Here is a 26,888-nt window from a genome sequence, read left to right as displayed (position 1 = left end):
ATACGAGATGGATGTAAAGGCAATGAATTAACTTTGTTTGCTTAGTGTCTTAGTGGTTTTATTGTTGTTAAGCTAATAAGCTTTGCTGTTATAGCGTAATTTCTTCGTTGGCTTTGCAGTTAAAACACTTGAAAATTTCATCAAATTTACCATCTTTATGCAATATGAATAGCTTTTTTTCCGGTACTTCTGTTTTATCCTTTCTCGGTTGTTTGGCATTAGGCATCTTGTATGCCTGGTTACTGTATAGAAACAATAAAAACCTGGATAAAAAGCTTCAATACCTGCTATCAGTATTAAGGATTTTGGTGGTTACGGCTATTGCCTGGCTTTTGTTTGCTCCATTAATTAAAACCTTGAATTATACGCTCGATAAACCCGTAATCATCATCGGACAAGATAATTCGCTATCGGTAGGGCAGGTTAAAGCTGCCGGTTTTGATGAAAAACAGTATGAGCAAAACCTGAAAGCATTGCAGGATAAACTATCGGATAAGTATGAAGTAAAAAGCTATCACTTTTCAGATCAGGCTGCCGATGGTTTAGATTTCAAAAATCAGGGCAAATTAACCGATGCTGCAGCGTTTTTTCGTAAGGTGCAAGACGAGTATACCAACCGTAACATAGGTGCTGTTATTTTGGCTACAGATGGTATTTTTAACCATGGTGGCAATCCACTGTATAGCATTAACCAAATCAATGCGCCGGTTTATACGGTTGCACTGGGCGATAGCGTTCCGAAACGCGATGTGTTGATCTCAAATGTGAATTACAACAATATTGTTTATCTGGATGATGATTTTACGGTCGAAGTTCAGGTGCAGGCTTTTCAGAGCAATGGCGAAAACACCAGCTTAACGGTAGCTCAGAATGGAAGCAAAATAGAGCAGCAAAACCTCGCGATCAGCGGAAATTCCTTTGTGAAAACGATTCCGGTTAAATTACATGCGGGTAAAATCGGGGTGCAAAAATATACTGTGCAGCTGGCAAGCTTGCCTAACGAAATGACTACCCGGAATAACAGTCAGAGTTTTTATGTGGAGGTGATTGATGGCAGGCAAAAAGTATTGCTGGCAGCCGCTGCCCCACATCCCGACCTGGGTGTTTTAAAGGAGGCTATTTCGCTCAATAAACACTATGAGGCTAAACTGGCGCTTGCCGACGATTTAAGTGCCACAGACCCTTCTAAATTCGATTTAATCGTACTGTATCAGTTGCCCGATGTACAGAACCTGTCAACAGGCTTTTTACAAAAGCTCAAACTGGTAAAGAAACCCATTTGGTATATCTTAGGCGGGCAAAGTAATATCACTGCGTTTAACCAGCTTCAAAGTCAGGTTAACCTGGGCTCGGCCAATGGTTCGGTGCAGGAAGTTTATCCCGATTTTGCCAATGGTTTTACAAGTTTTAACCTAACAGCAGCCGATCAGAAACAATTCTCTACTTTCGATCCATTGCTTAGTCCATTTGGCCGGCTAACTGTTAATGCAGGTGCCACATCCGTATTTAACCAGCGAATTGGTAAAGTAAGTACGCAGCAGCCTTTGTTGTTTTTTACAAACGAGAACGGATTAAAAGCTGGTTATTTGATGGGAGAGGGGCTATGGCGCTGGAAACTTTCGGAAGCCGAAAATGAAGCCCCGCAGTCGGTTTTAAATGACTTGATCTCCAAAACCGTTCAATACCTTTCGGTTAAAGATGATAAACGCAGGTTTAAAGTGTTCACCTCTAAAGCCGCTTATGATGAGAACGAAAGTATCCAGTTTAATGCCACACTTTATAACGACAGTTACCAGGCCGTGAACGAGCCTGAAGTGAATTTGCAGGTTAAGAACGAAACAGGTAAAGTTTTCAATTATGCCTTTTCTAAAACTGAAAATGCATATCAGCTCGATGCTGGTACCATGCCCGCCGGAAACTATTCGTATGTGGCCAATACAACACTAGGCGGAAAGAAATTCAATGCTACAGGTAGTTTTTATGTCAATGCGTTAATAGCCGAATATCAGCAAACTACGGCCAACCACCAGCTATTGAATACCATAGCTAAGCAAAGTAACGGGAAACTATTTATGCCTGCCAATCTGCTGAAAATAGCTGATGAAATTCTTAAAAATGAAAATATCAAAACCATTAGTTACGAAGACCGTAAGTACAACGAACTGATTAACATGAAATGGTTGTTCGGCCTGGTTTTAATCTTACTGGGCACCGAGTGGTTTTTGAGAAAACGTAATGGGGAGCTGTGAGGTAAACTTGTAAAATGGATGATGTAAGGATGTAAAATGGAAGATGTGGGTTTTCTCGTGAAGTCAGATGTTACCATCTGACTGATAGTTTATTTTAATGAATCACTGAAGCATTAGGATATAGTGGAAGGTGCTGGGGTAACCCATCCGACTCAACCGATGTCCATCTTCCATAATACCTCGTCCATTTTCCATTACCTAGTGCCACTCATCGCGGTAAACGAATTTAGGCATGTGCCATTCGTAGCGAATTGATAGCAGCCTCAACGTTAAACCAACAAGTGCAGCTAAAATGGTAGCCAGCATTTCAGAACCATGAAAATGTTCAACACCGATATACACGGCACCGGTAACAATGGCTGCGCTAGCGTAAATCTCTTTACGGAAAAGGAAAGGAACTTCATTACAAAGCACATCGCGGAGCACGCCACCTGCGCAACCGGTTATCATACCGCTAAATAATACAATTAAATAAGGTAGGTGAATTTCTTGTGCTACCTGACAGCCTATGATGGTAAATACCACCAATCCCAAAGCATCGAGATAGAGGAATAACTTTTTAAGTTTAGTCATGATCGAAGCGATAAAAGCTGCCAGTAAAGCTGCGGCTGCAGTAATCACTAAATATTCGGGATGCTCAACCCAGCTCATTGGGTAATGGCCAAATAATACATTTCTAACGGTACCGCCACCTAAAGCAGTAACCCAGGCAATAATACAAACACCAACCCAATCCATATCGCGTCTGCCGGCAGAAAGTGCCGCTGTCATGGCTTCGGCTGTAATGGCAATGATGTAGAGGATGTGGAGCATGACCTAAGTTGAAACGTTACCAGTTGTAATTTGGAAGATTGGTTATTGAGGAATTGTTTTATGGCTATATTGCTGAACTGTTAACTGTGAATTGACAACTGTCAACTGCAAACTAATCCTTCTTTTCTTCCTGGATAATCACAAAAACATCTTCATTGTCTTTTTTCATGAAGTATTTTTCGCGGGCAAATTTTTCGGCGGTATTTAAATTGGTGTTCAGCTCGTTTAAATCCTTTTTAACCTGGGCGGTTTCTTTCTCGAAATATTCTTTTTCTTCCTGTAATTTATTGGCCTGGCTGCGGTATTCGTATTGAGACATCATGTCGTTCTTGTCGAAAAACAGCATCCACATCGCAAAGGCAACCGTTGCAAGGAAATATTTATTGCGGAAAAGGTCTATTAAACGTTTCATAATTTTCTCGAAAACCGTTATTTAAACCTTGCAGGTTTCAAAAACCTGTAAGGTTTGCAAAGCAAATATAGTATTAAAATAAAAACATCCGAAGATTTAAAATCTCCGGATGTTTCACAAATAAGTTTTTCAACTTATTAACATCGTTACATCCTTGCGGCGGGTTTAAACCTGCCGCAAGGATAATGGATTATTTTTTAGCGTATTTGAATTTTGAACCGATGAAACGTGCGTTTTCACCTAATTCTTCTTCAATACGTAATAATTGATTGTATTTTGCAATCCTGTCCGAACGTGAAGCCGAACCGGTTTTAATCTGTCCGCAGTTTAATGCAACAGCTAAATCAGCAATTGTAACATCTTCAGTTTCGCCAGAACGGTGACTCATTACCGAAGTATAACCACTGTTTTGTGCTAAAGTTACTGCGTTGATGGTTTCAGTTAAAGAACCAATTTGGTTAACTTTTACTAAGATAGAGTTAGCAGTAGCTTCGTCGATACCACGTTGTAAACGGGTTACGTTAGTTACAAATAAATCATCACCAACCAATTGAACGCGGTCGCCAACTTTATCAGTTAAGCTTTTCCAGCCAGTCCAGTCGTTTTCGTCCATACCATCTTCGATAGAGATAATTGGATATTTAGCCGATAAATCTGCTAAGTATTGTGCCTGCTCTTCGCTGGTACGAATCACACCGGTAGCACCTTCAAATTTAGTATAGTCGTATTTACCATCTTTGTAAAACTCAGATGAAGCACAATCTAAAGCTAAACAAATTTGTGAACCTGGTTTGTAACCTGCAGTTTCGATTGCTTTTAATACTGTTTCAATTGCATCTTCAGTACCATCGAAAGTTGGTGCAAAACCACCTTCATCACCTACAGCAGTAGATAAACCTCTATCGTGAAGAATTTTTTTCAAGCTATGGAAAACTTCAGTTCCCCAACGTAATGCTTCAGAGAAAGATGGAGCACCAACAGGCATAATCATAAACTCCTGGAATGCGATAGGCGCATCAGAGTGAGAACCGCCATTGATGATGTTCATCATCGGGATAGGTAAAGTGTTTGCATTTACACCGCCAATATAACGGTATAAAGGTTGGCCAATTTCATCAGCAGCAGCTTTGGCTACAGCTAAAGAAACACCTAAAATAGCATTAGCACCTAAGTTACCTTTGTTTTCGGTACCATCAAGGTCTAACATAAGTTTGTCAATTGCGTTTTGTTCAAAAACATCAACACCTCTTAATGCATCAGCAATTTTAGTATTTACATTTTCAACTGCTTTTAAAACGCCTTTACCTAAATATGTAGATTTATCTCCATCGCGTAATTCAACAGCTTCATATTGTCCGGTTGATGCACCACTTGGTACTGCAGCACGGCCAAATGCACCTGCTTCCGTTGCAACTTCTACTTCTACTGTTGGATTTCCCCTTGAATCGAGGATTTGTCTCGCATGGACATTAACAATTATGCTCATTTTATTTTAATTTTTTGTTGATTTCTTAACCTGCTTAGTGTACAAAGTACAATTACTAAGCGCAACATCAAAGTTAGTATAATTTTTAAATAAATAAAGCGTTTTGAGCGTTAATGTTAGGGGAGTTGTTCAAATTAATGAACGGTTAATTTTAAGTTAATATGGGTTATTAAAAGCAACGTCATCTCGACTGAAACGCAGTGGAATGGAGAGATCTATAAAGTGATCTTACATAGATTTCTCCACTGCGGTCGAAATGACGACTTATTATTTTTTTGCCTGACCCAACAATTCTGTGTTTAAACGAATATATTCATCAATTTTTTGTGCTTTTGCAGCCTCAATACCTTGCTGTGCAGATGCAGTTGCGCCGGCTTTATCGCCCATTTTTAACTGGATACGGCCTTTCCATAGCTTAAACCATGGTGCTTTAGGGTCAGATTTTTCTGCTTCTGTCATCCATTCTAAAGCTGTTTTTAGATCTTTACCATTTTGGTAGTAGTATTGTGCGGCAGCAAAATAAGGTTTCTTTTCACCTTTCATGGCTTCGGCAATATTGGACATTACTTTTTCATCAATAGCAGTTGTCATATTAACCGTAAAGGCACTTTTCTCCCACATTAAGTTTAATTTGGCAGCAGTTTCGGTAACATCGCTAAATTGCATGGTAAGTGTTTCAACCTTTTCTTTTAAAGCTTTGGTTGGTACGGTAACACGCAATACATCGTCACTTTCTTTATACTCATAAGCTCCCCACTGGTTACCTGTTTTATTGAAAATAATGGTCCACTCTTTTTCACCAGGGACACTGAACAGGCCATATTCACCGGCTGCTAAATCTTTGCCTTCAATTTTAACATCTTCGGTAAATTTAATCCGCGTAGCTGCATTGGCACCTGTACGCCAAACTACACCCAAAGGTTCCATACCGCCAAAAATTTTGCGGCCTTTAACATTTGGACGAGAATAGGTTAAGGTTATTTTGCCTAATCCAAAATCCTGCGTAATGGTTTGGCCGCTGCTTGGTTGTGGTATTTTTAAGCCCTGGGCATTTGTTAAACTGGCAAGGCCCAATAGCACAATCAGCAGTGCTACAGATTTGTTAAATAATTTCATGGTTTTGTTGTTTTTGGTTTTTACTAATTTACGGATAAAGCTTCGGTTTTAGCAAAATCTTTTAACAGTTTAGTGCTGCAAGCTGGTGTTTGCGAAAGCCAAAAATGCGTTCATCGAAATACTCACCGTATTTAAAAATGGTTGATTTTAGTTCTGCTTCAAAAATAAAACCTGCTTTTTGCAGTACCTGTTGGGAGGCCAGATTGGTGTGGGAAGTACGGGCAAAAATCCGGTCGATATCAAAGGTTGCAAAACCATAGTTTAGCATTTCTTTTACGGCCAGGAGCATAATCCCTTTTCCCCAATAAGGTTCTGCAATCCAGTAACCCATTTCTGCGTTTTTGCTATAAATATCGGCCAGCTGGTGCACACCTATTGATCCGATTACCTCTCCGTTAACAACAATGGCTTTAATTTGTAAAGGATTATGGCTTAATGCCAGTTGAATAAAAGCTTCTCCATCCTTTTTTTCGTAAGGAAAGGGGAATTTATTGGTTAAGTATTTCGAAATGTTAAGGTTATTAGCATGTTTAACCAGGCTTTCAACATCAGTGGGTTGGTAAGGACGGAGTGTGATTTGCATAATTAAAGCGTAGCCTTTCCTAATTTTGATTAGGATCTGGACTGTTTTTATTTGATTCAGATTCCGGATAATCAAAATACATAATGGTAAGTTAAATAAACTATTTCAATTCATCTAACACCCTGAATAACTTTTTATTAATGCCGCTTCCGCTATAATTATTGATATTGATTACAATAATGTACTTATTTCCGGCTACATCAGTATGGTAACCTGCAAATGCCGAAACATCGTTTATGGTACCGCTTTTAATTTTCATGGCATTATATTCTGGAAAAGCTTTGTAATAATCGGCAAACCAACTTTCTTTTTGTGCCTGGAATAAAACATTTGCCATGGCTGCTGTGGTAATCCTGTCGCCTGGCGAAAGTCCGCTGCCATCAATAATGTTAAGCGCCGACTTTTCGATGCCTTTATTTACCCAAAAAGCTATTTCGGTTTCGGCACCTTTTGCAGTACTGGCTTCTTTTCCAGATTTTAAGGCAATGGTTTTTAATAAACTTTCGCCATAGAGGTTAATGCTTTTCTTTAAAAACCAATAAGTAATTTCGCTCAGGGTAGGAGAAGTTACTGTGCTTATTTTTTGTGTTACTGATGGAATGGGTTGATTGTTTAAGGCCATTAAGCGGGTAGTGGTTGCTTGCTGACTGGCGTTTACACCGAGCCTTTTAAGCGTGTCTTGCAAACGGTAAGCGCAATCGAAAGCCGGATCGGGGAGTGCAACAGAAATCCCCGTTTTGCCAATGCTCATTCCCCAGCTGCCGCGAAGGTAAGCTACATTGCTGAACGGAGGGAGGAAAGCGTAACTCCTGTCGCCTGTACCCGAGGCTCCGGTTTTCAGCTCGTTTACAATTTGAACATGAGGAGTGGCCGGAACAGTTTTTACAATTTTTACTGCTTCGGTGGTACTGCTGCCGGGTTTAAGGTGGATATCGAATTGATTTTCGCGCCAGGCCAGACCAGAAGTGCCTGCACCGTAATAGTTGCCTATATCTTGCCAAACCCAGCCCTCGGGTGTAGTTTGTGTGCCAAAAATACGATCGTCGCCAATTACGGCACCTTCAATTTTTTTAATGCCAGCCGATTTAATGGCCGAAACCCATTGGCTTAATACCGCGTTTTCTTTGTTTTGGTAGCGCCAGGAGCCCAAAGTTGGGTCGCCACTTCCGATAATGATCAGGTTTCCTTTCAATGTCCCGTCAGCAGTAATGGTGCCGGTGTAGGCCAATGCAGTTTGAAACTGAAAATCTTTTCCTAATACACTGAAAGCTGTGGCTGCAGTAATGGTTTTTAGTGTTGAGGCAGTGGCCAAACCGATCTGCTCATTTTTAGCGTATAGTGTCTTGCCCGTATTGGCATCCAAAACACAAAGTGATGTTATGGCATGTTTAGCCTGCTCATCGCTTAGTAAGTTGTTGAAAGCCTTTTCGAGGTTTTGAATCCTGTTTTGGGCAATGACAAGATTTGTGGTAAAAAGTATAAGGAGTAGAGAATATATTTTTAATCGCATAGATATTTTATCTGTTGGAGATTGCCAAAGATAAAACTAATTAAAAGTTGAGTGTTGTTATGATAACATCTTTACAGAATATTATCCGTTAAATAACTTGTTGCGTCTAATTTCCTTCCCCTGTCTGAGTTTTACCGCATGGTAAATAGAGGGTACATCATTGGTCCATTTTTTAAGCGTAAACACAATTGCCAGTATCTCTAATCTGGTAGCCAGCCCAATCCATAGGCAGAGTTCAAACAGCACAACAGATTCGCAGTGAACTATAATTTCGACCAATGTAGCAAACAGGATTAAGGTCCAGATTTTAGCCCCGATAGAGTGTGTAGCAATTTCTTTTTTGAACTTGATGTAGCTTAATACATAGGTTGAAAGCTCAAAAGCACCCAGAACAATTAGTTTTGCCAGGTTGGATTTAAAAAAATCGGGGCATTGGATGTAGGTGGCTACGGCAACCGAAATAAAAAATACCTGATCGATGCTCGAATCCAGTCGCCTTAATTTTTCGCTTGATATATTCAGTTTGCGGGCAATAATTCCATCAAAAACATCGGTAAGCAAACCAACAGATAATAATACAATGGCCAGAACAACGTAATGAGTTACCTGAAAAATACTGAGCAAAACAATTGCAAAACCAATTAACAGCCGCGAGTAAATTAAGGCAATGGGAATATTTTTCATGAATGGAGCGTGCATAAAAAAGCCCCGACTTTTGATCGGGGCCTGAAATATTGATTAAACTAATTCTTTTTGAATCAGGTATTCGGCAATTTGAACGGCATTGGTTGCAGCACCTTTGCGTAAGTTATCGGCAACAATCCAAAGGTTTAACGCTTTAGGAGCCGATTCATCCCTGCGGATACGGCCTACAAAAACCTCGTCTTTTTCGTGTGCATCTTTTGGCATTGGGTATTTTAAATTCGCCACGTCATCTACAACGATTACGCCTGGCGCTTTTTCTAAAATACTGCGTACTTCAGCTAAATCGAAATCATTTTCGAACTCGATGTTTACTGATTCTGAGTGACCACCCATTACCGGGATACGAACTGTAGTTGCTGTAACTTTAATGCTGTCGTCGCTCATGATTTTGTTCGTTTCCTTCACCATTTTCATTTCTTCTTTGGTGTATCCGTTTTCGGTGAAAACATCAATATGAGGAAGTACGTTTAAATCGATTTCGTAGGGATAAGCTTTAGGGCCATCAACGCCTTTACGTTCGTTCATTAACTGCTCTACAGCTTTTACGCCAGTTCCGGTAACTGATTGGTAGGTTGAAACCACTACACGTTTGATTTTATATTTATCGTGCAAAGGTTTTAAAACCACCACCATTTGAATGGTAGAACAGTTCGGGTTGGCAATAATTTTATTATCGATAGAAAGCTCGTGGGCATTAACCTCTGGCACTACCAGTTTAATGGCAGGGTCCATCCTCCATGCAGAAGAGTTATCGATTACTGTAGTTCCGGCTTCTTTAAAGCGTGGTGCATGCTCTAAAGAGGTGCTTCCACCAGCAGAAAATAAAGCGATATCTGGTTTCATGCTGATAGCGGTATCCATGCTAACAATTGGGAACTTCTTACCCTTAAAAGTAATTTCCTTACCAACACTCTTCTCAGATGCTACGGGAATTAACTCTGTTAAAGGGAAATTTCTTTCCTCCAATACTTTTAACATGACAGTGCCTACCAAACCGGTGGCACCTACTACTGCTACTTTCATTTTAAATTTTAATTATATTTTATTAAACATTTGATGTAAGCCCAAATATGCTAAAAATTAAGCTTATATCCCTATTGTTACCAATTTAATTTGCTTTTAATGGCAGAAATATTATTTTTTCAATAAGGAATATGATTTTTTGAAGAAAATATAATTAGATGTAGAAAGGTAAGCCTAAAGCTGAAAGGAGAAAAGAAAACCCCGAAGGTTTAAATCTTCGGGGTTTTTATAAACTAGATCAAGTTCGCTTTAATGTAATCGCAACTTGTTTTGATAGAACCGATTGGATCGGGTTTGTAATTGGTTTCGTGCTCAACAAAGAAATGCTGCATACCCGAAAGTTTAGCCTGGGCAAAAATGGTTTTAAAATCAATTGATCCATTTCCAACTTCGGTATTCCACTCTCGTTTGGTTTTGTCCATATCCTTTACATGCCACATCGGGAAACGGCCAGGATACTTTTTAAACAAAGCCAACGGATCGTTACCCGAACGTACTACCCAGTATAAGTCCAATTCAAAATTAACCAGGTTTTTGTCTGTTTCGCTTAGATAAACGTCGTAACCGGTTATATCATCTATTTTCTTGAATTCGAAATCGTGGTTGTGGTAGGCAAATTTTAAGCCCGATGCTTTAGCAATTTCGGCAACCTTGTTAAAGTTTTCGGCAGTTTTTTTGAAACCATCTGCGCCTTTGCTGGTATCAACATGTGCTCCTGCAATGGTAAAATATTTACCGCCAATAGCTGCAGATGATTCGATATCAGCTTTTAATTTATCGGTTCTTCCGGTTTTCACAAAATCGTCCATACCGTAGTGGCCGCTTGGAGCTTTTAAGCCGTTTGCATCCAACAGGGCTTTAAATTCTTTTGGCGTTAAACCCCAGAATTTACCGTTTGAGAAACCATAGGTTTCTACTTCTTTGTATCCGGCTTGTGCTACCTTTTCGATAACGCCTTTTACATCTTTCGGTAATTCATCGCGCAAGGTATAAAGTTGTAAACCAATATTTTTCTTCGGTTTATCGAATGCGAAAGAGGGGATCAGTAAGGCTGCTCCGGCAGCTAATCCTGCTTGTTTTAAGAATGTTCTTCTTGAATTCATCTCTTAAAAATTAAATAATTTCCTTTTTAATATAAGCGCAGCTCGCGGCAACCGAAGCCATTGGGTTTGGTTTGTAGTTGGTTTCGTGCTCTACAAAGAAATGTTTCATTCCCGAAAGTTTTGCCTGGGCAAAAATCGGTTTGAAATTAATGGCACCAGTACCTACTTCAGCATTTAGAGCCGGGTTGGCTTTGTCCATATCTTTAACATGCCACATGGTAAAACGACCCGGATTTTCTTTAAACAGTTTTATAGGATCGTTTCCAGAGCGTACCACCCAATACAAATCAAGTTCGAAATCGACTAATTTTTTATCGGTACCTTTTAATAAAATTTCGTAACCCGTGGTATTACCAATTTTTTCGAATTCGAAATTGTGGTTGTGATAAGCCAAACGGATTCCAGCTGCTTTACACATTTTGCCTGCTTCGTTTATTCTTGCCGCAATTTTCTTGTAATCTTCAGCATTTTTTCTGATGCCTGAATCTAACCAGGGAATGGTTACATACTCGCTTTTAAGAACTTTGGCTGCTGCAATTGCTGCTTTTAACTCGGTGGTATTGCCATCGTTTAGGTAACTGCCCAAGCCATAATGACCACTTGGAGCTTTTAATCCATTATCATCAAGCAGTTTTTTAAATTGTGCAGGTGTTAAACCCCAAAACTGATCTTTGATAGAAAAACCATAGGTTTCTACTTCTTTGAAACCGGCTTTGGCAATTTTTGCAATTGTTCCTTTTACATCTTTTGGTAATTCATCCCTCAAAGAGTAAAGCTGCAGGCCCACTGCTCTTTTATCGGCAGCTGCAAAAACGAATGATGGAACCAAAAGTGCTGCGGCTGCAGCCATACTGCTGTTTATTATAAAATTTCTTCTTGATATCATAACGTAATATTAAATATCGCAGATTGCAACGGCTTTTTTCAATGAAGCTATTTTATCTGCTTGTTTAGGTATAAATTCTTGTGCAACGTAACCTTTAAAGCCGGTTTCGGCAATGGCTTTCATAATGGCAGGGTAGTAAAGTTCCTGGGTATCGTCTATTTCATTACGGCCTGGTACACCAGCGGTGTGGTAGTGTGCAATGTACTGGTGATAATCCCTGATGTTTCTGATTACATCACCTTCATCAATCTGCATGTGATAAATATCGTACAGCAATTTGAAATTTTCTGAACCTAAACGTTTGCAAAGCTCGGCACCCCACGAGGTTCTGTCGCATTGGTAATCTTTATGGTTTAGCTTGCTGTTTAAGAGTTCCATTACCAGTACAACATTGTGTTTTTCTGCCAAAGGGATTAACTGTTTAAGTCCTTTTACACAATTGTTCCATCCGGTTTCATCGTCTTTTCCACGGCGGTTACCGCTAAAGCAGATCAGGTTTTTATAACCGGCTGCCGCTACAAGCGGGATCATTTCAGTATAGTTTTTGATGAGCTTTTCGTGAAATTTTTCATCGTTAAAACCATCAACCAGGTTAATTTCCGCACCATTGCACATGGTGGATTCTAAACCGTGCTTTTTTAAGGTAGGCCAGTCTTTCGGACCAACCAGATCAATCCCTTTAATGCCAATTTTTTTTGCTTCAACGCAAAGCGCTTCTACATCGAAACTACTAAAACACCAGCGACATACCGCATGGTTAATATTTCCTTTTAGCCTTAGCGGCTCGTTTGATTCTGATTTATCCATTGCAAGGGCTGATAGTCCTGAAGAAACACCTACTGCAGCAGTACCTGCAACGATGTTCTTTAATGCATTTCTCCTATTGATGTTTGAGGCCATATTAAACAGTTTTAGCTTCTACTTCTGATTTGGTTTTATCGTTAAATATCAATGCGAAAAGCAAAAATACCACCAACGCAATACCTGCAGGAATGATCCAGATCATTTTCCAGTCCATAGTACCATCTACTGCTTTATAGGCATCAGATATTTTTCCTGCAACTGCGAAACCGATTAACATACCCACACCGTAAGTAGCCAAAGTGATTAAGCCCTGTGCTGAACTTTTAAATCTTTCGCCAGCTTTAGAGTTGGTATAAATCTGACCAGACACAAAGAAGAAATCGTAACATACCCCGTGTAAAGCGATACCTAAAATTAACATGAAGCTTAATTCTCCAGCATTTCCGTAAGCAAACAGGGCATAACGTACTGCCCAGGCCAACATACCCACCAAAATGGTCATTTTAAAGCCGAAACGTTTAAAAAATACAGGTATAAATAATAGGAAGAGCACTTCTGAAGCCTGACCAATAGTCATTTTACCCGTTGGATTATCAACCCCAATATTAGAAAGGAATGGATTTGCATTCTGGTAGTAGAATGCCAGTGGAATACAAATTAAGATAGACGAGATAAAGAAAATCAGGAAGTTTCTGTCTTTTAATAGTTTTAAGGCATCAAGGCCCAATACGTCAGAAATGGTGACTTTCTCGTCAGATGAAACTTTTGGTGGCGTTTTAGGCAAAGTGAAACTGAATAATCCTAGTACTAAAGAAACAATTCCTGCCATGAGGAAAGTGTTTTTCAATAAACCAGCTTCGGTACCTTCTTTCGAATCCCAGTGGAAAAAGTAACTGATTAATAAGCCAGCGGCAATCCAGCCAATGGTTCCCCAGATACGGATAGAAGAAAATTCTTTCTCCGGATCGTTCATTTGATTAAATGAAACAGAGTTTACCAGGGCCAGGGTAGGCATGAAAAGAATCATGTAACCCAAAACGTAAGGATAGAATACACTCACATCGGTTGCGTTGTACATCTGGTACATTAATATAGCACCGACAATGTGTAAAACGCCTAAAATACGCTCAGCGTTAAAATATCTGTCGGCAATTAAACCAACAATAAAAGGGGCAATGATAGCACCCCATGATTGAGTAGAAAATACAGCTCCGGTTTCGGCACCAGTAGCCTTTAAATTATTTCCTAAGAAAGTACCCAGGGTAACAAACCAGGCGCCCCAGATAAAAAATTCCAGGAACATCATGGCAGAGAGTTTAAAGCGAGTAGTGTTATTCATTTGGTCAGTAATTGTGTAAAATGGTTGAGGTAAGACGGATAATGGAAAGGTTTCCTAAAACACATCTTACTGTTTATAATATTTTAACTGGATTTGTTAAGAGGGAAAATGTATAATTCACATCATACATTTTCCCTCCTACATTTTCCTTATTTAAAGCTCTTTTATAGAGATGTTTTTGTACCAAACTTCATCGCCGTGATCTTGCAAAGCAATTTTACCGGTTTTAAAAGTACCCCAGTTTTCCCAGGTAGCAAATTTACTGCCTGCTACAAGGTTTTTCCAGTTATCATCCCAAAGGGTGGTTTTAACCACTTCAACACCGTTTAATATTAAGGTTAATTTACCCTTTTTGCTAATAATTTCAGCTTTATTCCATTCTCCAACTGCTTTTACAGGCTCTGAAGAACTTTTAACAAGATCGTACAAATCGCCTGCACGGTGTTTGGTAATTTTGCCATCAGGGTGGCCATCGTTATCAATTACCTGCATTTCTAAACCTGTTGAATAAGTTGCATGGTATTTAGGCTCTTCGTGTACATAAAAGATAAGTCCGCTGTTAGCTTTTGGTGCAACTTTCCACTCATATTTTAAATGGTAATCGCCATATTCTTTGTCGGTAACTAAGTCGCCGCCACCATCTTTTCCTTTGGTCGCTAAATCTAAATGCAGTGCACCGTCTTGTACCTGCCATGCGCTACCTACAGTTGTTTTGTTATAGGTGTGCCAGCCAGTGGTAGTTTTACCATCAAACAATGGTTTAAAGCCTTTTTGAGCTTTTGATATTTGTGTAACTGCTAATAAGATGCAAGCAGAAAGAAAGATTTTTTTCATGTTATTTTTAATTAAACCTCACAGGTTTTAAAAACCTATGGGGTTTGTGATTATTAAAGTGTTAAATTATTCCAGCCTTTGCGGTATTCGCGTTTTACAAACTGGTTTGCTTCATCAAAGTTGGTTACTTTCATGTTGTTGTTATCCCAAAGCATTTTCGTGTATCTGCCCGGGTAAGTAACTTTACCATTTACGGTTTTCTGAATATCGAAACTTCTGATTGCCAGGTTGGCCATCAACAGTGCTTCGGTTAACGGACCGGCAATTTCGAAAGGAGAACTTACTTCCTGCTTGCCGTAGCCTGCAATAGCTGCCTCTACCCATTGTTTATAGTGGCCGTTAGCACCGTTAGGTACACGTGCATACTTAGGTGCGACTTTAATATCCTTATTTCTGCTTAAAGGCAATAATTTCGGATTAGCACTATAGGTTTCGGACATCATTTTACCTTTGGTACCGATAAATAAAGTACCATTACCACCATCGCCAAAAGTTTCGTTTGCTTCTAATTCTTCAGGGCGTTCGGGTTGTATACCGCCGTCCATCCAATGCAAGGTTACATCGCCTATTGTTTTGTCGGTTTTAGGGAATTTTAAGGTAACATGGCTTGATGGCGGGCAACTTTCAGGGAAATAGCCGCGTTTAAACTCATCAACATATACAGAGCCTACACTAGCCTCAACTTCTTTGGCGTATTTTAAATTCAGTACGCTAAAAGGAGCTTCGATTAAGTGACAACCCATATCGCCCAATGCACCTGTTCCGTAATCCCACCAGCCACGCCAGTTGAAAGGAACCAGTTTATCAACAAAATCTTTTTCAGGGGCAGTGCCCAACCATAAATTCCAGTCTAATTCTTTCGGAATTTCTGCCTTTTGGCTTGGCCATGGAATACCCTGAGGCCACACCGGACGGTTGGTCCAGGCATAAACGGTATGTACATCGCCAATTAAACCGGCTTCGTACCATTCTTTCATTTGGCGCGGACCATCGTTTGATGCTCCCTGATTACCCATTTGCGTAACTACCTTATACTTTTTCGAAGCTGCAGTTAAAATGCGGGCCTCGTAAATATCGTGTGTTAATGGTTTCTGAACATACACATGTTTACCCAGTTGCATGGCTGCCAATGCCTGAATTGCATGGTTATGGTCGGGAGTGGAAACAGAGACAGCATCGAAGTTTTTATGCTCCTTATCCAGCATTTCGCGCCAGTCTTTATAGTATTTGGCTTTTGGGAAAGCCTTAACACTGTTGGCAGCGCGGCGATCGTCTACATCACAAAGAAAAGCGATATCTGCTTTTCCGCTTTTGTAGAACATATCTAAATCGCTTTGGCCTTTTCCGCCAACACCGATACCGGCAACCAGTAAGCGGTCGCTTGGTGCCAAATACCCCGGACCGCCCAAAACGTGGCGCGGAACGATCATAAATGCAGCAGCAGCGATAGCTGTTGTTTTAATAAAATCACGACGGTTACTCGTGGTTTTATTTTCTTGCTCTGTTTTCATATGAGGTAAATCGATTTGCTAATGAGGTTAAATTATTTCTTTTTCAGAGACAAAATATATTTTACCATTAATTTTGCATCGTCTTTTTTAAGCGTAGCATGAGCAGTCATCGGCATGTTGCCCCAAACTCCGGTACCACCTTTAATAATTTTGTCGGCTAACATGTTAATGTTTTTCTCGGTAGCCGGATATTTTTTTGCAATATCTACATAAGCAGGGCCAATAATTTTATTGGTTTTGTTGTGGCAGCCTAAACAATCGTTTTTGTTGATCAGTTTTTCACCTGGGTTTGATTGAAAGGCATGGTTTGCCATTGTTGCTGTTGCAACTGCACTTTTCTCTTTCGCTAAATCTGCTTTCGTGAAAGACGCCATAAAAATGACTACAGCGCCTAAAATTAAAAATGTTTTTTTCATTGTGTGTTTATTGTTTTTATTCTTATTTGAACCTGCACAAGCGGTAATTGTCTTGTTTTGCTTATGCTGGTTCTATGGTATATTGCTAATCTTATAGTCCTAATATTTTTTTATTGAAAGCACTGTCACTTCCCGATGCAGCAAAATCGTCGAATGCTTTATCGGTTACGTTGATAATGTTCTTTTTAATAAAATCGGCACCTTCGCGTGCACCATCCTGCTGATTTTTAATGCAGCATTCCCACTCCATAACGGCCCAACCTTTAAAATCGTATTGAGCCAGTTTACTGAAGATGGTTTTAAAATCTACCTGTCCATCGCCAGGAGAACGGTAACGGCCGGCACGATTTGCCCAGCTTTGGTAACCGCCAAAAGTACCTTGTTTACCCGTTGGATTAAATTCTGCATCCTTAACATGAAAGGCTTTAATTCTCTCGTGGTAAAAATCAATGTACTGGATGTAATCTAACTGCTGTAACACAAAGTGTGATGGATCATACAATAAGCATGCCCTTGGGTGATTGTTTACCGCCGCAAGGAACATTTCGTAAGTTTCTCCATCGAATAAATCTTCGCCAGGGTGTATTTCGTAGCATACATCTACACCGCACTGGTCAAATTCGTTCAAAATTGGTGTCCAGCGTTTGGCCAGTTCGGCAAAACCTTCTTCTACCAAACCTGCCGGGCGTTGTGGCCAGGGGTGAAAATATTGCCATAACAACGAACCGCTAAAGGTAGCATGGGCATTTAAGCCCAGGTTCTGCGATGCTTTGGCCGCATATTTCATCTGTTGCACCGCCCACTCAGTCCGTGCTTTTGGGTTTTTGTGTACTTCTTTTGGTGCAAAGGCATCAAACAGGTCATCGTAAGCAGGGTGAACTGCAACCAGCTGACCTTGTAAGTGTGTTGATAGCTCTGTTATCTCTAAACCGTGAGCTGCAATTTTACCTTTTAACTCATCAGCATAGGTTTTGCTCTCAGCTGCTTGTTTAAGATCAATAAAGCGTGCATCCAGTGTTGGCATCTGAATACCTTTAAAGCCTAAGTCAGCAGCCCATTTGCAAATGTTATCAAGTGTGTTAAATGGTGCTTCATCGCTTATAAACTGCGCTAAAAATACAGCGGGTCCTTTTATCGTTGTCATGCCGGATTGTTATAGTTTATAGTCTAACCATTTTTGATCTGATTGGCTTGAAGCCACCACATTTTCGATAAATGCCATTCCTCTTATACCATCTTGGGTACCTGGAAAATCAAGCATTTCTGCGGTAGGTTGCTCATTATTTAATTTTGCATCTACGGTAAGCGCAAAGTTTCTATAAATGTTAGCAAATGCTTCTAAATAGCCTTCAGGGTGACCGCCTGGTGTACGGGTATTGTGTTTTGCAAAACTACCCATATAGCCGTTACCCGTTCTGTAAATCTGAGCAGGTGCGTTTAACCATCTTACAATTAAGGTGTTTGGTTCCATTTGGTGCCATTCTAAACCACCTTTTTCGCCATATACCCTAATTTTTAATGCATTTTCTTCACCTGCGGCAATTTGCGAAGCCACCAATACGCCGTTAGCTCCGTTATCAAATTTCAACAATACGTTACCATCATCATCAATAGCCCTTCCAGTTACAACAATGTTTAAATCGGCACAAATTTTAGCGATTTTTAATCCTGAAATGTATTCAGCAAGGTGTGCTGCGTGTGTACCAATATCGCCCATTGAACCGCTTTTTCCGGTTTTAGATGGATCGGTACGCCAGGCTGCCTGTGCATTGCCTTCGCGCTCTGAAAGTGTACTTAACCAACCTTGCGGATATTCTACCACAATTTTACGGATAGCACCCAGTTCGCCTTCGCTTACCATTTGCTTGGCCTGCTTAACCATTGGGTAGCCCGAGTAAGTGTGGGTTAAACAAAGGGTTAGGCCGGTTTCTTCTACTTTAGCCTGTAGCTGTTTAGCTTCGTCTAAAGTTAAAGTCATTGGTTTTTCTATTACTACATTGAAACCTTTATCCAATGCCATCATTGCTGGTGCAAAGTGGGCAAAATTTGGCGTAACAATGGTTACAAAGTCAATTCTTTCATCTGCTGGCAATTCACTTTCTTTTGTCAGCATTTCTTCATAACTGGTGTAAATCCGGTTATCAGGAAGGAAAAGAAGCTTTCCTGATTCATAACCAACTTCGGGGTTAATACTTAAAGCTCCTGCAGATAATTCAATAAGGCCATCCATGTTAGCGGCCAAACGGTGTACGGCACCGATAAAGGCGTCTTTTCCACCGCCTATCATGCCCATTCTTAATTTTCTTTTCATGTTGAGTATGGGGAATAGGGTAAAAGGCTTAAGGCATAGGGATATTTACCTTATACCTTAAACCTTTCACCTTAAACCTTTCTAGATATTCTTTTTCTTTAATTCTTTTACTGCGTAATCTGCCGCACGCGCTGTTAGCGCCATAAATGTTAACGATGGGTTTTGGCAGGCGATAGATGGCATACATGATCCATCGGTTACGAAAACGTTATTCACCTCATGCATCTGGTTCCATTTGTTCAGTACCGACGTTTTTGGATCGTTACCCATTCTGGCAGTACCCATTTCGTGAATGGCCATACCCGGATAGCAACCATTATCGTAGGTTTTGATGTTTTTCATGCCTGCTTTTTCTAACATTTCAGCAGCATCATTCATCATATCCGTACGCATTTTTTTCTCGTTTTCTTTGTATTCGCAATCAATGGCCAATACCGGTTGTCCCCATTTATCTTTTTTGGTTTTATCAATGTAAACCTTGTTTTCGTAATATGGCAACATCTCTCCGAAACCACCCAAGCCCATGCTCCATTTGCCTGGTTTGGTCATTTTTTCTTTCAGATCTGCTCCGAATGATAACTCGGCCACATCATTTTGCCAGTTGCTTCTGCTTGCACCTCCCTGATAACCGAAACCACGTAAATAATCGCGTTTATCGTTTCCGATGTTTTGATACCTTGGAATGTAAATACCATTTGCACGACGGCCATAGGTGTATTTATCGTCGAAACCTTCAGCCTCGCCCGATGCACCACAACGGAAGTGGTGATCCATTAAGTTGTGCCCTAACTGACCGCTGCCATTACCCAAACCATTTGGATGAGCCTCGGAAGTAGAGTTTAACAAGATAAAAGTAGAACCTAAAGTAGAACCATTTACAAAAACAATTTTGGCATAAAACTCCATTGTTTTGTTGGTTTGCGCATCAATAACCATTACACCTTTAGCTTTTTTGGTGTCTTTATCGTAAATAATGTGGTTTACAATAGAGTATGGCCTTAACGTTAAACGTTTAGTAGCCATAGCAGCAGGCAGGGTAGAAGATTGCGTACTGAAATATGCACCAAACGGACAACCGCGGCTACATAAATTTCTGTACTGGCAATTGCCACGGCCTTTATGCGGAACGGTAAGGTTAGCCACACGGCCAATCATCATAATCCGTTCTCTTTTGTAATGTTCTTCTATACGTGCTTTTACCGATTTTTCAACAATGTTTAAATCCATTGGGGGTAAAAACTGTCCATCCGGACAGGTTGGCCAGTTTTCGTTAGAACCACTGATACCTGCAAAACGCTCGGCATAATCGTACCATGGCGAAAGCTCGGCATAACGAAGTGGCCAGTCGCTTCCGTGACCGTCTCTTGCGTTATCTTCGAAGTTATGATCGCTTAAACGGTAGCTCTGACGGCCCCACATTAGCGATTTACCACCCACATGGAAACCACGGTACCAATCGAAACGTTTATCTTCTGTATATGGGCATTCCAAATCGTTTACCCACCATTTTTCGTTCGCTTCCTGGTAAGGGTAATCTCTTTTTTGTACCGGGTGGGTACGTTTTTGCTCTTCAGTTAATTTACCTGCATGTTTAAAATCCCATGGATTTTTCATTGCGGTTTCATAACCCGTAATGTGTTCAATGTTCATCCCTCTTTCGAGCATCAAAACACGTAAACCCTTTTCGGTAAGTTCTTTTGCAGCCCAGCCGCCACTAATCCCCGATCCTATAACAATAGCATCGTAAGTATTTTCTGCTTTTAAATTTGTATTTAAATTCATGATGTTTTGTCGTTGTTTTGATGTTAGGTAGCCCATGATTTTTGGCCTGGCTTTAAGGTAGTATTGCCATCATAACGGCCTGGAACAAGAACATAGGCTCTTGCTTTGGTGCAACCAATTTCGGATGAGTAATAACCCAGCAAAGTTAAATCGCGTGCGGTAATGAAGAAATAAGCTAAATCTTTGTTGTCTTCTGATTTGGTTTCTTTCTGTGCAATCGCAATGGTTCTTAAATCAGCCATTAACTTTTTGCGGTCGGCAAGGGTTAAGGTGATGTAGCTTTTTCCGAAATCTTTCATCGATTTAGCCTGAAGGGCTTTAAATCCATTTGCAAAAGAAGTTTGCATGGCAGCAGGGTAACAATCTTTCATCATCATCGGTATAAACTTACCTAATCCGGCAGCTTTGGCACCAGCAGATGACTGGGTAGTTGGAACAATGATATCAGCAAATTCAGCAAAAATCTTCTCATCCTCAATAGAATACTGTACGAAGTTTTTTTCGTTTTCCGGGAGCGTAAAACTTTCAAATAAAACGCCCATTGTGCTTGCTGAGATTGCTCCTCCCAGCAAAAATGCAACGTTTTTGAGTGCTTCTCTTCTATGCATCGTATTTATGGTTTTATATATTGGTTATGTTATGTGTTGAATGAGTAATATTAGAAAAAATATAATGGAAACATTAAGGTTATACCGTTAAATTATTGATACGCAACGTAATTGTTACTCCGGATAATTATTCTAAATAATGCTGTTTTTGTGTGTTTAAACCGCGTTTGAGCCATTTTTTATGCTTAATTTACTTGGTGTAAAAAGTACATTTAGTGATGATGAAAGTATTATTTACCAGTGAATTTTTAGCGGGCTTAATTTTGGCAGAAATTGTGGATTTAAAGCAGGTTCTTTTTAATGTAATTGTAGCTTTCTGTTATACTTTCAAAAGGTGCTTTTTTAATCAGGTCTTGTTCGGTAAAAATATAATCTACACCGGCCAGTTTTGAAGCTGCAAAAACAGACCTGAAATCTATTCTGCCCGAGCCTACTTCGGTAAATACTGCTTTATCTGTTTTATCCATATCCTTAACATGAAACATTTTATAACGGCCGGGATTTTTCTTAAACAGATCAACAGGGTTTAAGCCTGCATTTACTGCCCAAAAAATATCGAGTTCAAAACCCACTAGCTTCGCCTCAGTTTCATTTAATAAAATATCATAGCCCGTAAGGTTATTTTCCTGTACTTTAAACTCGAAGTTGTGGTTATGGTAGGCTAATTTTAAACCCGATTTTTGGCAAAGTTCTGCAACCTGGTTAAATTTTGCAGCCATACGCTTGTAATCGTCTAATGTTCCATTGGTTCTGATATCGGTTGGTAGTGCGGGGATGACAAAGTATTTCTGGCTAACTGTAGCTGCGGTTTCGATGTGCGATTTTAATACTTTATCATCACCGGTAGAAAGAAATTCGGTTACATTGTAGTGTCCGCTGGGCGAAGTGAGCCCGTTAGCTTTTAATAGTGCATTAAAATCTCTGGCTTCCAGGCCCCAAAAGCCTTTTACTTCATATTTGCCGGGATAGCCATAATAAGTTTCTACCTGGTTATAGCCAATGCTGGCTACTTGTGCTATGGTTGCCTTAACATCGGCAGTTAACTGTTCACGCAAAGTAAACAAGCCGATGCCGATTTTCGAAAGTTTTGCGGGTTGGGCTAAAGCCGATGTAATAACTGATGGATTTAAAAAGGCTGCTGCACCAGCTAAGCTTACCTTTTGTAAAAATGATCTTCTTGTTGTCATGATGTTTTAGAATTAAAAAAACCGGAGCGTAAACTCCGGTTTTATTTGTTAGAATGAATAAGCCAATGATCCCCAGAAAGTACGTTGAAGTAATGTTCTGCCAATCATTAATGTGCCAGGGGTTACGGCCGAGAAATCTCTGAACTGATCTCCGCGAACATCGCCCTCTGTCAACACTTTTGCATTTAACAGGTTGTCTGCCCAAAATCTTATTGAAACTTTTTTAGTGAAATTGTACCCTGCACCCGCTTTCATTACTACGTACGCAGGTAGCCTGTAGCTATCGCTTGGCGAGGTGAAACGGCTGCCTACATAATTTGCAGCTACATATAAGTTAAAGTTTTTATAATCGTAATTGGCACCAAGCTCGGTGTTTAAAACCGGAACGCGTTCGGTTCTTTTACCGGTAAAGCTGTAAACGCGATCTCCAAATTCGGCAAGTACCGCTGCATTTCCTTTGGTTGATGCTTCGTAATCGGTGTATTTAGAATCCTGTAATGTTCCGGTTAAGCGTAAGCTCAATGGTTTGGCAATTTTATACGATACTTCATATTCGGCACTCCAGGTACGGGTAGAACCAAAAGCCACCAGGGCCTGCGTGCCTGCCGCTGTTGTTGGCACATTGATGGTTAACGATACATTTTTAATGGCCGAGTAACTTCCTGAAGCAAAAATAGCCAGGTTGTTTTTGGCATATTTAAAACCAATCTCACCTAAATAAACCGGACGTTTTTTAATGTTCGCCGCATTATAGGCTGCTGCATTATAATCGCCAATGTTAGGTGCGTTATAAGCTTTTGTAGCTCTTGCAAAAATGCTGGCAGTATTGTTTATTTTATAGTTTGCTCCCAAAGAGGCCGACCAGTTGGTTAAGGTTTCATCGTAGGCGGTATAACCTAATATTGTTGAGGTAGCGGCTGCAGTTGTGTTTACGGTGCCGTTTGCATTTAAAGCGTAATATGGTCTATCGCCTTTTACATTTTGGTTATCGATCCTTGCGCCAATATCTAAGCGCCATTGCTCCGAAATTTTAATCTCATCACTAGCATATGCAGATAATGTTCTGGTATCGCCAATAAAAGTGTTTTTAGTTTGGATTGTTCGCTCAGCAGCAGTTGGCGATTGCAATAAGATACTCGGATGCTCTTTAAACTCTGAGAATGAACGGAAAGCATAGCGTAAATCATCGCGGTTATACTGATGGATGCCAGCACCTATACCTAAACTATGGTTTTTAATGGTTTTCTTTAAATCCAGGTAATTTACAAGCTGCACATCACTATTGATTTGCCCATTGGCCGATGAAGTAATTACATAATCGCCGGTAACAAAAGGTGCTGCGGCACCACCCGGATAATAATAGGGGGTAGCTGCAGTTCTCGCTGCAATTCCGGCTGGAACAGTATAAGTAGAATTGGTATGGGTATTTTGATAACGGAAATTGTTAACAATCTGCCAACCTCCATCGGTTAGGTAGTTGAATTGAAAACCTGCTGATCCTAATTTGGTATGGATACCATCTGTTAAACTAAAGTTGTGGTTGCCGGTTGCCGGATCGTTGTAACTCCATTCGGTTTGTAGCGGAACGATAGATTGTGAAGCCATATCGTAATCGCGGTAAGTGGTTGGTTTGCCGGTACCATCGTAAGGATAGTAACTGGTTAACAAAAACTGAACTTTATCATTCAGGTATTTTCCGTAAAGGCGGATAAAACCTTTGTTGTTCTTGAAATTAAAAGTCATGTTGCCTTTAATTTGTCCACCCTGGTTGGCCGGATTAAAACCCTGATCTACTACGCCATTATCGGTACGGTAAAAACCTCCGATGTTGTATTTAATCTGGTCGTTTATTTTTCCACCCGTATTGCCATCAAAGCGGTATAAGCCTTGCGAAAAACCAGTAGTAAATTTAAACTGACCATATTGTTTATCGGCACCTACGTAGCTGAGGTTATTAACCACAGCTCCAGGGGTATTGGCCTGAATGATTGAGGCATTACCACCTCTAACGGCTTCGATATTCTGAATGGTTAAATCTGTTTTATAGTATTGATCTACAGATGGATTGGTGTTGAATCCTGTTGGCAAAAGCGGTAATCCATCTTCCTGAATTCCCAGGAAAATATAACCTCCCTGTTGCGGAAAGCCCCTTACCCAAACGTTACCCGGCCCGTCGCCACCTGTACTTTCAACCGTTAAACCCGGTATTGCTTTTAATAAATCGGTACTGTTTAAAGGAGCCCTGTTGGTAATATCCTTATTGCTTACCGAGGTAAGGGCCACGCTGCTTTCCAGTTTTTTCTTCGGGTTACCGCCAGTTACCATCACACTCTCTAATTGTAGGTTATCTTCTGATAAACTGATGTTCAGGTTTTCATCGGCATTGCCTGCAGATAGGTTTACTTCTTTAGAAATATAACCTACATATCTTACTACCAGTACGCGACTATCAACGGTGAGGCCTTTTAACGCGAAAGCACCATTCTCATCAGTTGTAGTACCAATGCTTTTCCCTTTTACTGTAACAGATACTCCCGGAATAGGGGTGCCCTTGCTGTCGGTAACTTTACCGGTAACTATACCTTCAAAAGCCTTTAATAATGCCAGGTTGTTATTGGCGGGAATAGAATAGAGCAGAATCTGATCTTTAACTATCCTATATCCCACGTCATAACGCTTTAGCGAATTCTCAAGAAAGTATTTAAGTTTTTGGTTGACTACGTTGACAGAAATTTTCCTGTCGGAGTTGATTAATTGAGGGCTGTACACAAACTTTACATTGGCAAGCAGCTCCGTTTTTTCAATAATGGTTTTAATATCGGTTTGATCGGCTTTGATCGAAATAGGTTTATTCAGGAATTCCTGGGCGCCTACATTTTTAGCGAATGCAGCACAGGTAAAAATAATTATTGCAAGTATTTGGTAAATCGAAACTCTCATTGCATATATCGCCAGCGAAATAAGTTGATTTTTTTTCATAAATTTGGTTATTGTTCATTAAATGATTGGATTTATTGGACATAGGAATACCATGAATACATTTCTTTGTATTTAGCTCGCCGGCAATGCCCCACATTGTCGGCTTTGTTTTTTAGAAAAATATTATGGAAAATCGGGCCGCGGTTACGGGCTGTTGGTGTTGTGGTTCTTGTTCATCGTTTTTATATATTTGGTTAGTTTTTATTCGAAACCACGATACTGGTTCCCTGGATATAATATTTGCTTGATATGGTTCCGCAAATAAGGTCGAGCTGCTCATAAAGCCCTTTTTTAGTTAAATCTCCTGTAAAGGTGTAATTGGAAATCTGTTCGTTATCAGATTTTATGTCAATTCCGTAAGCCTCAGATAAGGTTTTGAAAATATCTTTGATGCTTTCTTCTTTAAAGTTATAACTCAAACTTGTGGGCACGTTGTAAGCCTCGGCCAAAGGAATGGGTTTGCTTACTAAAGTTTTCTTTAAATTATGATCGGCAAAAATACCTTTCTGGTTGGGGGTAAGTAAAATGGGTTTAGCCAGTTTTTGTGCTGAGAAACCAAAAAGAGAACTTTTGGCATTTTCCTGAACCTGAACTTTTCCGGTTCTTACGGCAACCTGAGCAGGCATTTTGTCTGTAGATGATTTTACCCAAAAGCTGGTACCCAGCACACGCACAACCAGTTTTTGATTGTACACATAAAAAGGTTTGTTAGGGTTTTTGCTTACCGAAAAGAAAGCGGTTCCTTTTAAATAAACCGTTCTTTTACCGGCAGCAAAAACCTTTGGATAAAGAATATTAGCCTGCGGTTTAAGTGTTACTGTACTTGAATCGCTAAGCGATATAATGATGGGACGATCAGTATCATTGGTTTTGCTGATTAAGCTTAAGTCGCTGTTTTCGCTAATGAATGCTTGCTCAGCAGGATTGTAACGGACAAAATATAAACCTCCAATTAAAAAGGCAATGGTTATTGATGCTGCAATAGCCAGCTTTGGCCACAGCTTTTTAATTTTTAAGGCTGTTTTTGGTTGTTGTTCAATATTGTTGATGCTAATCCAGGTATTCGCCTGCATTTCATCGAGTGCAGCTGAAGACAAATCATTAAAATTCTTGTTATTGATGTTATGGTACCATTTATCAACCCAAAGCTTTTCGGCTTCGGTACAATTTCCGTTTTCATAACGGCTTAATAAATCGTAGAATGATTTCTGATCCATAAGAAAGAATATTT

General features: G+C 40.0%; 23 protein-coding genes. 1 reads left to right on the top strand and 22 read right to left on the bottom strand.

Features of this window, described 5'->3' with window-relative positions:
- The first annotated feature begins 164 nt into the window (after positions 1-164).
- Positions 165-2,249, top strand: coding sequence for an ABC transporter permease (locus HWV58_RS17635; protein WP_175635351.1), 2,085 nt, complete (start codon positions 165-167; stop codon positions 2,247-2,249).
- Between the two features lie 198 nt (positions 2,250-2,447).
- On the opposite strand, the gene HWV58_RS17630 is transcribed toward HWV58_RS17635, so the two are convergent.
- From HWV58_RS17630 to HWV58_RS17525, 22 genes are all read right to left on the bottom strand, one after another.
- Positions 2,448-3,062: a trimeric intracellular cation channel family protein gene (locus HWV58_RS17630; protein ID WP_175635350.1), complete on the bottom strand. Its 615-nt coding sequence runs from the start codon at positions 3,060-3,062 to the stop codon at positions 2,448-2,450.
- A gap of 112 nt (positions 3,063-3,174) precedes the next feature.
- Entirely contained in the window at positions 3,175-3,474 is a 300-nt protein-coding gene (locus HWV58_RS17625; protein WP_025145767.1) for an FtsB family cell division protein, read from the bottom strand.
- Between the two features lie 190 nt (positions 3,475-3,664).
- Positions 3,665-4,960, bottom strand: coding sequence for a phosphopyruvate hydratase (gene eno, locus HWV58_RS17620; protein ID WP_175635349.1), 1,296 nt, complete (start codon positions 4,958-4,960; stop codon positions 3,665-3,667).
- Positions 4,961-5,227: 267 nt separating this feature from the next.
- On the bottom strand, positions 5,228-6,076 hold the full coding sequence (locus tag HWV58_RS17615) for a DUF2911 domain-containing protein (protein WP_175635348.1): 849 nt from the start codon (positions 6,074-6,076) through the stop codon (positions 5,228-5,230).
- A gap of 61 nt (positions 6,077-6,137) precedes the next feature.
- The gene (locus tag HWV58_RS17610; RefSeq protein ID WP_175635347.1) at positions 6,138-6,659 is read right to left on the bottom strand and encodes a GNAT family N-acetyltransferase; all 522 of its coding nucleotides are present in this window, start codon (positions 6,657-6,659) and stop codon (positions 6,138-6,140) included.
- Positions 6,660-6,759: 100 nt separating this feature from the next.
- Positions 6,760-8,169 (bottom strand): D-alanyl-D-alanine carboxypeptidase/D-alanyl-D-alanine endopeptidase, encoded by a 1,410-nt coding sequence (gene dacB, locus HWV58_RS17605; RefSeq protein ID WP_175635346.1) that lies wholly within the window; start codon positions 8,167-8,169, stop codon positions 6,760-6,762.
- An 81-nt stretch (positions 8,170-8,250) separates the two neighbouring features.
- The gene (locus tag HWV58_RS17600) at positions 8,251-8,868 is read right to left on the bottom strand and encodes a CDP-alcohol phosphatidyltransferase family protein (protein WP_235972757.1); all 618 of its coding nucleotides are present in this window, start codon (positions 8,866-8,868) and stop codon (positions 8,251-8,253) included.
- Between the two features lie 39 nt (positions 8,869-8,907).
- Complete coding sequence (locus HWV58_RS17595; RefSeq protein WP_175635345.1) at positions 8,908-9,897, bottom strand: aspartate-semialdehyde dehydrogenase; 990 nt, start codon at positions 9,895-9,897, stop codon at positions 8,908-8,910.
- 233 nt (positions 9,898-10,130) lie between these two features.
- The gene (locus HWV58_RS17590) at positions 10,131-11,000 is read right to left on the bottom strand and encodes a sugar phosphate isomerase/epimerase family protein (protein ID WP_175635344.1); all 870 of its coding nucleotides are present in this window, start codon (positions 10,998-11,000) and stop codon (positions 10,131-10,133) included.
- Between the two features lie 10 nt (positions 11,001-11,010).
- Complete coding sequence (locus HWV58_RS17585; RefSeq protein ID WP_235972756.1) at positions 11,011-11,850, bottom strand: sugar phosphate isomerase/epimerase family protein; 840 nt, start codon at positions 11,848-11,850, stop codon at positions 11,011-11,013.
- Between the two features lie 45 nt (positions 11,851-11,895).
- Entirely contained in the window at positions 11,896-12,786 is an 891-nt protein-coding gene (locus HWV58_RS17580) for a hydroxypyruvate isomerase family protein (protein ID WP_175635342.1), read from the bottom strand.
- A 1-nt stretch (position 12,787) separates the two neighbouring features.
- Entirely contained in the window at positions 12,788-14,029 is a 1,242-nt protein-coding gene (locus tag HWV58_RS17575) for a nucleoside permease (RefSeq protein ID WP_175635341.1), read from the bottom strand.
- Positions 14,030-14,182: 153 nt separating this feature from the next.
- Positions 14,183-14,863: a 3-keto-disaccharide hydrolase gene (locus HWV58_RS17570; RefSeq protein WP_175635340.1), complete on the bottom strand. Its 681-nt coding sequence runs from the start codon at positions 14,861-14,863 to the stop codon at positions 14,183-14,185.
- 53 nt (positions 14,864-14,916) lie between these two features.
- Entirely contained in the window at positions 14,917-16,374 is a 1,458-nt protein-coding gene (locus HWV58_RS17565; RefSeq protein WP_175635339.1) for a Gfo/Idh/MocA family protein, read from the bottom strand.
- A gap of 32 nt (positions 16,375-16,406) precedes the next feature.
- Complete coding sequence (locus HWV58_RS17560; protein WP_090771714.1) at positions 16,407-16,790, bottom strand: c-type cytochrome; 384 nt, start codon at positions 16,788-16,790, stop codon at positions 16,407-16,409.
- Between the two features lie 91 nt (positions 16,791-16,881).
- Complete coding sequence (locus tag HWV58_RS17555) at positions 16,882-17,934, bottom strand: sugar phosphate isomerase/epimerase family protein (protein WP_175635338.1); 1,053 nt, start codon at positions 17,932-17,934, stop codon at positions 16,882-16,884.
- A 9-nt stretch (positions 17,935-17,943) separates the two neighbouring features.
- Complete coding sequence (locus tag HWV58_RS17550) at positions 17,944-19,101, bottom strand: Gfo/Idh/MocA family protein (protein WP_175635337.1); 1,158 nt, start codon at positions 19,099-19,101, stop codon at positions 17,944-17,946.
- A gap of 81 nt (positions 19,102-19,182) precedes the next feature.
- Complete coding sequence (locus tag HWV58_RS17545; protein ID WP_175635336.1) at positions 19,183-20,883, bottom strand: GMC oxidoreductase; 1,701 nt, start codon at positions 20,881-20,883, stop codon at positions 19,183-19,185.
- A 23-nt stretch (positions 20,884-20,906) separates the two neighbouring features.
- Complete coding sequence (locus tag HWV58_RS17540) at positions 20,907-21,491, bottom strand: gluconate 2-dehydrogenase subunit 3 family protein (RefSeq protein WP_175635335.1); 585 nt, start codon at positions 21,489-21,491, stop codon at positions 20,907-20,909.
- Between the two features lie 281 nt (positions 21,492-21,772).
- Positions 21,773-22,678, bottom strand: a complete 906-nt coding sequence (locus HWV58_RS17535; protein WP_175635334.1) for a sugar phosphate isomerase/epimerase family protein — start codon at positions 22,676-22,678, stop codon at positions 21,773-21,775.
- Between the two features lie 48 nt (positions 22,679-22,726).
- Positions 22,727-25,657 (bottom strand): TonB-dependent receptor, encoded by a 2,931-nt coding sequence (locus HWV58_RS17530; RefSeq protein ID WP_175635333.1) that lies wholly within the window; start codon positions 25,655-25,657, stop codon positions 22,727-22,729.
- A 194-nt stretch (positions 25,658-25,851) separates the two neighbouring features.
- A complete protein-coding gene (locus tag HWV58_RS17525) occupies positions 25,852-26,874 on the bottom strand; it encodes a FecR family protein (RefSeq protein ID WP_175635332.1) in 1,023 nt (340 codons plus the stop codon).
- Positions 26,875-26,888: the final 14 nt, after the last annotated feature.

Source organism: Pedobacter ghigonis (assembly GCF_903166585.1).
In the GTDB taxonomy this organism is placed as follows: Bacteria; Bacteroidota; Bacteroidia; order Sphingobacteriales; family Sphingobacteriaceae; genus Pedobacter; species Pedobacter ghigonis.
This window is presented reverse-complemented; position numbering and strand designations above follow the sequence as displayed.

Coding starts and splice junctions, on each gene's coding strand:
- HWV58_RS17635 (WP_175635351.1), top strand. CDS start 165: ATGAATAGCTTTTTTTCCGGTACTTCTGTTTTATCCTTTCTCGGTTGT.
- HWV58_RS17630 (WP_175635350.1), bottom strand. CDS start 3,062: ATGCTCCACATCCTCTACATCATTGCCATTACAGCCGAAGCCATGACA.
- HWV58_RS17625 (WP_025145767.1), bottom strand. CDS start 3,474: ATGAAACGTTTAATAGACCTTTTCCGCAATAAATATTTCCTTGCAACG.
- eno (WP_175635349.1), bottom strand. CDS start 4,960: ATGAGCATAATTGTTAATGTCCATGCGAGACAAATCCTCGATTCAAGG.
- HWV58_RS17615 (WP_175635348.1), bottom strand. CDS start 6,076: ATGAAATTATTTAACAAATCTGTAGCACTGCTGATTGTGCTATTGGGC.
- HWV58_RS17610 (WP_175635347.1), bottom strand. CDS start 6,659: ATGCAAATCACACTCCGTCCTTACCAACCCACTGATGTTGAAAGCCTG.
- dacB (WP_175635346.1), bottom strand. CDS start 8,169: ATGCGATTAAAAATATATTCTCTACTCCTTATACTTTTTACCACAAAT.
- HWV58_RS17600 (WP_235972757.1), bottom strand. CDS start 8,868: ATGCACGCTCCATTCATGAAAAATATTCCCATTGCCTTAATTTACTCG.
- HWV58_RS17595 (WP_175635345.1), bottom strand. CDS start 9,897: ATGAAAGTAGCAGTAGTAGGTGCCACCGGTTTGGTAGGCACTGTCATG.
- HWV58_RS17590 (WP_175635344.1), bottom strand. CDS start 11,000: ATGAATTCAAGAAGAACATTCTTAAAACAAGCAGGATTAGCTGCCGGA.
- HWV58_RS17585 (WP_235972756.1), bottom strand. CDS start 11,850: ATGGCTGCAGCCGCAGCACTTTTGGTTCCATCATTCGTTTTTGCAGCT.
- HWV58_RS17580 (WP_175635342.1), bottom strand. CDS start 12,786: ATGGCCTCAAACATCAATAGGAGAAATGCATTAAAGAACATCGTTGCA.
- HWV58_RS17575 (WP_175635341.1), bottom strand. CDS start 14,029: ATGAATAACACTACTCGCTTTAAACTCTCTGCCATGATGTTCCTGGAA.
- HWV58_RS17570 (WP_175635340.1), bottom strand. CDS start 14,863: ATGAAAAAAATCTTTCTTTCTGCTTGCATCTTATTAGCAGTTACACAA.
- HWV58_RS17565 (WP_175635339.1), bottom strand. CDS start 16,374: ATGAAAACAGAGCAAGAAAATAAAACCACGAGTAACCGTCGTGATTTT.
- HWV58_RS17560 (WP_090771714.1), bottom strand. CDS start 16,790: ATGAAAAAAACATTTTTAATTTTAGGCGCTGTAGTCATTTTTATGGCG.
- HWV58_RS17555 (WP_175635338.1), bottom strand. CDS start 17,934: ATGACAACGATAAAAGGACCCGCTGTATTTTTAGCGCAGTTTATAAGC.
- HWV58_RS17550 (WP_175635337.1), bottom strand. CDS start 19,101: ATGAAAAGAAAATTAAGAATGGGCATGATAGGCGGTGGAAAAGACGCC.
- HWV58_RS17545 (WP_175635336.1), bottom strand. CDS start 20,883: ATGAATTTAAATACAAATTTAAAAGCAGAAAATACTTACGATGCTATT.
- HWV58_RS17540 (WP_175635335.1), bottom strand. CDS start 21,491: ATGCATAGAAGAGAAGCACTCAAAAACGTTGCATTTTTGCTGGGAGGA.
- HWV58_RS17535 (WP_175635334.1), bottom strand. CDS start 22,678: ATGACAACAAGAAGATCATTTTTACAAAAGGTAAGCTTAGCTGGTGCA.
- HWV58_RS17530 (WP_175635333.1), bottom strand. CDS start 25,657: ATGAAAAAAAATCAACTTATTTCGCTGGCGATATATGCAATGAGAGTT.
- HWV58_RS17525 (WP_175635332.1), bottom strand. CDS start 26,874: ATGGATCAGAAATCATTCTACGATTTATTAAGCCGTTATGAAAACGGA.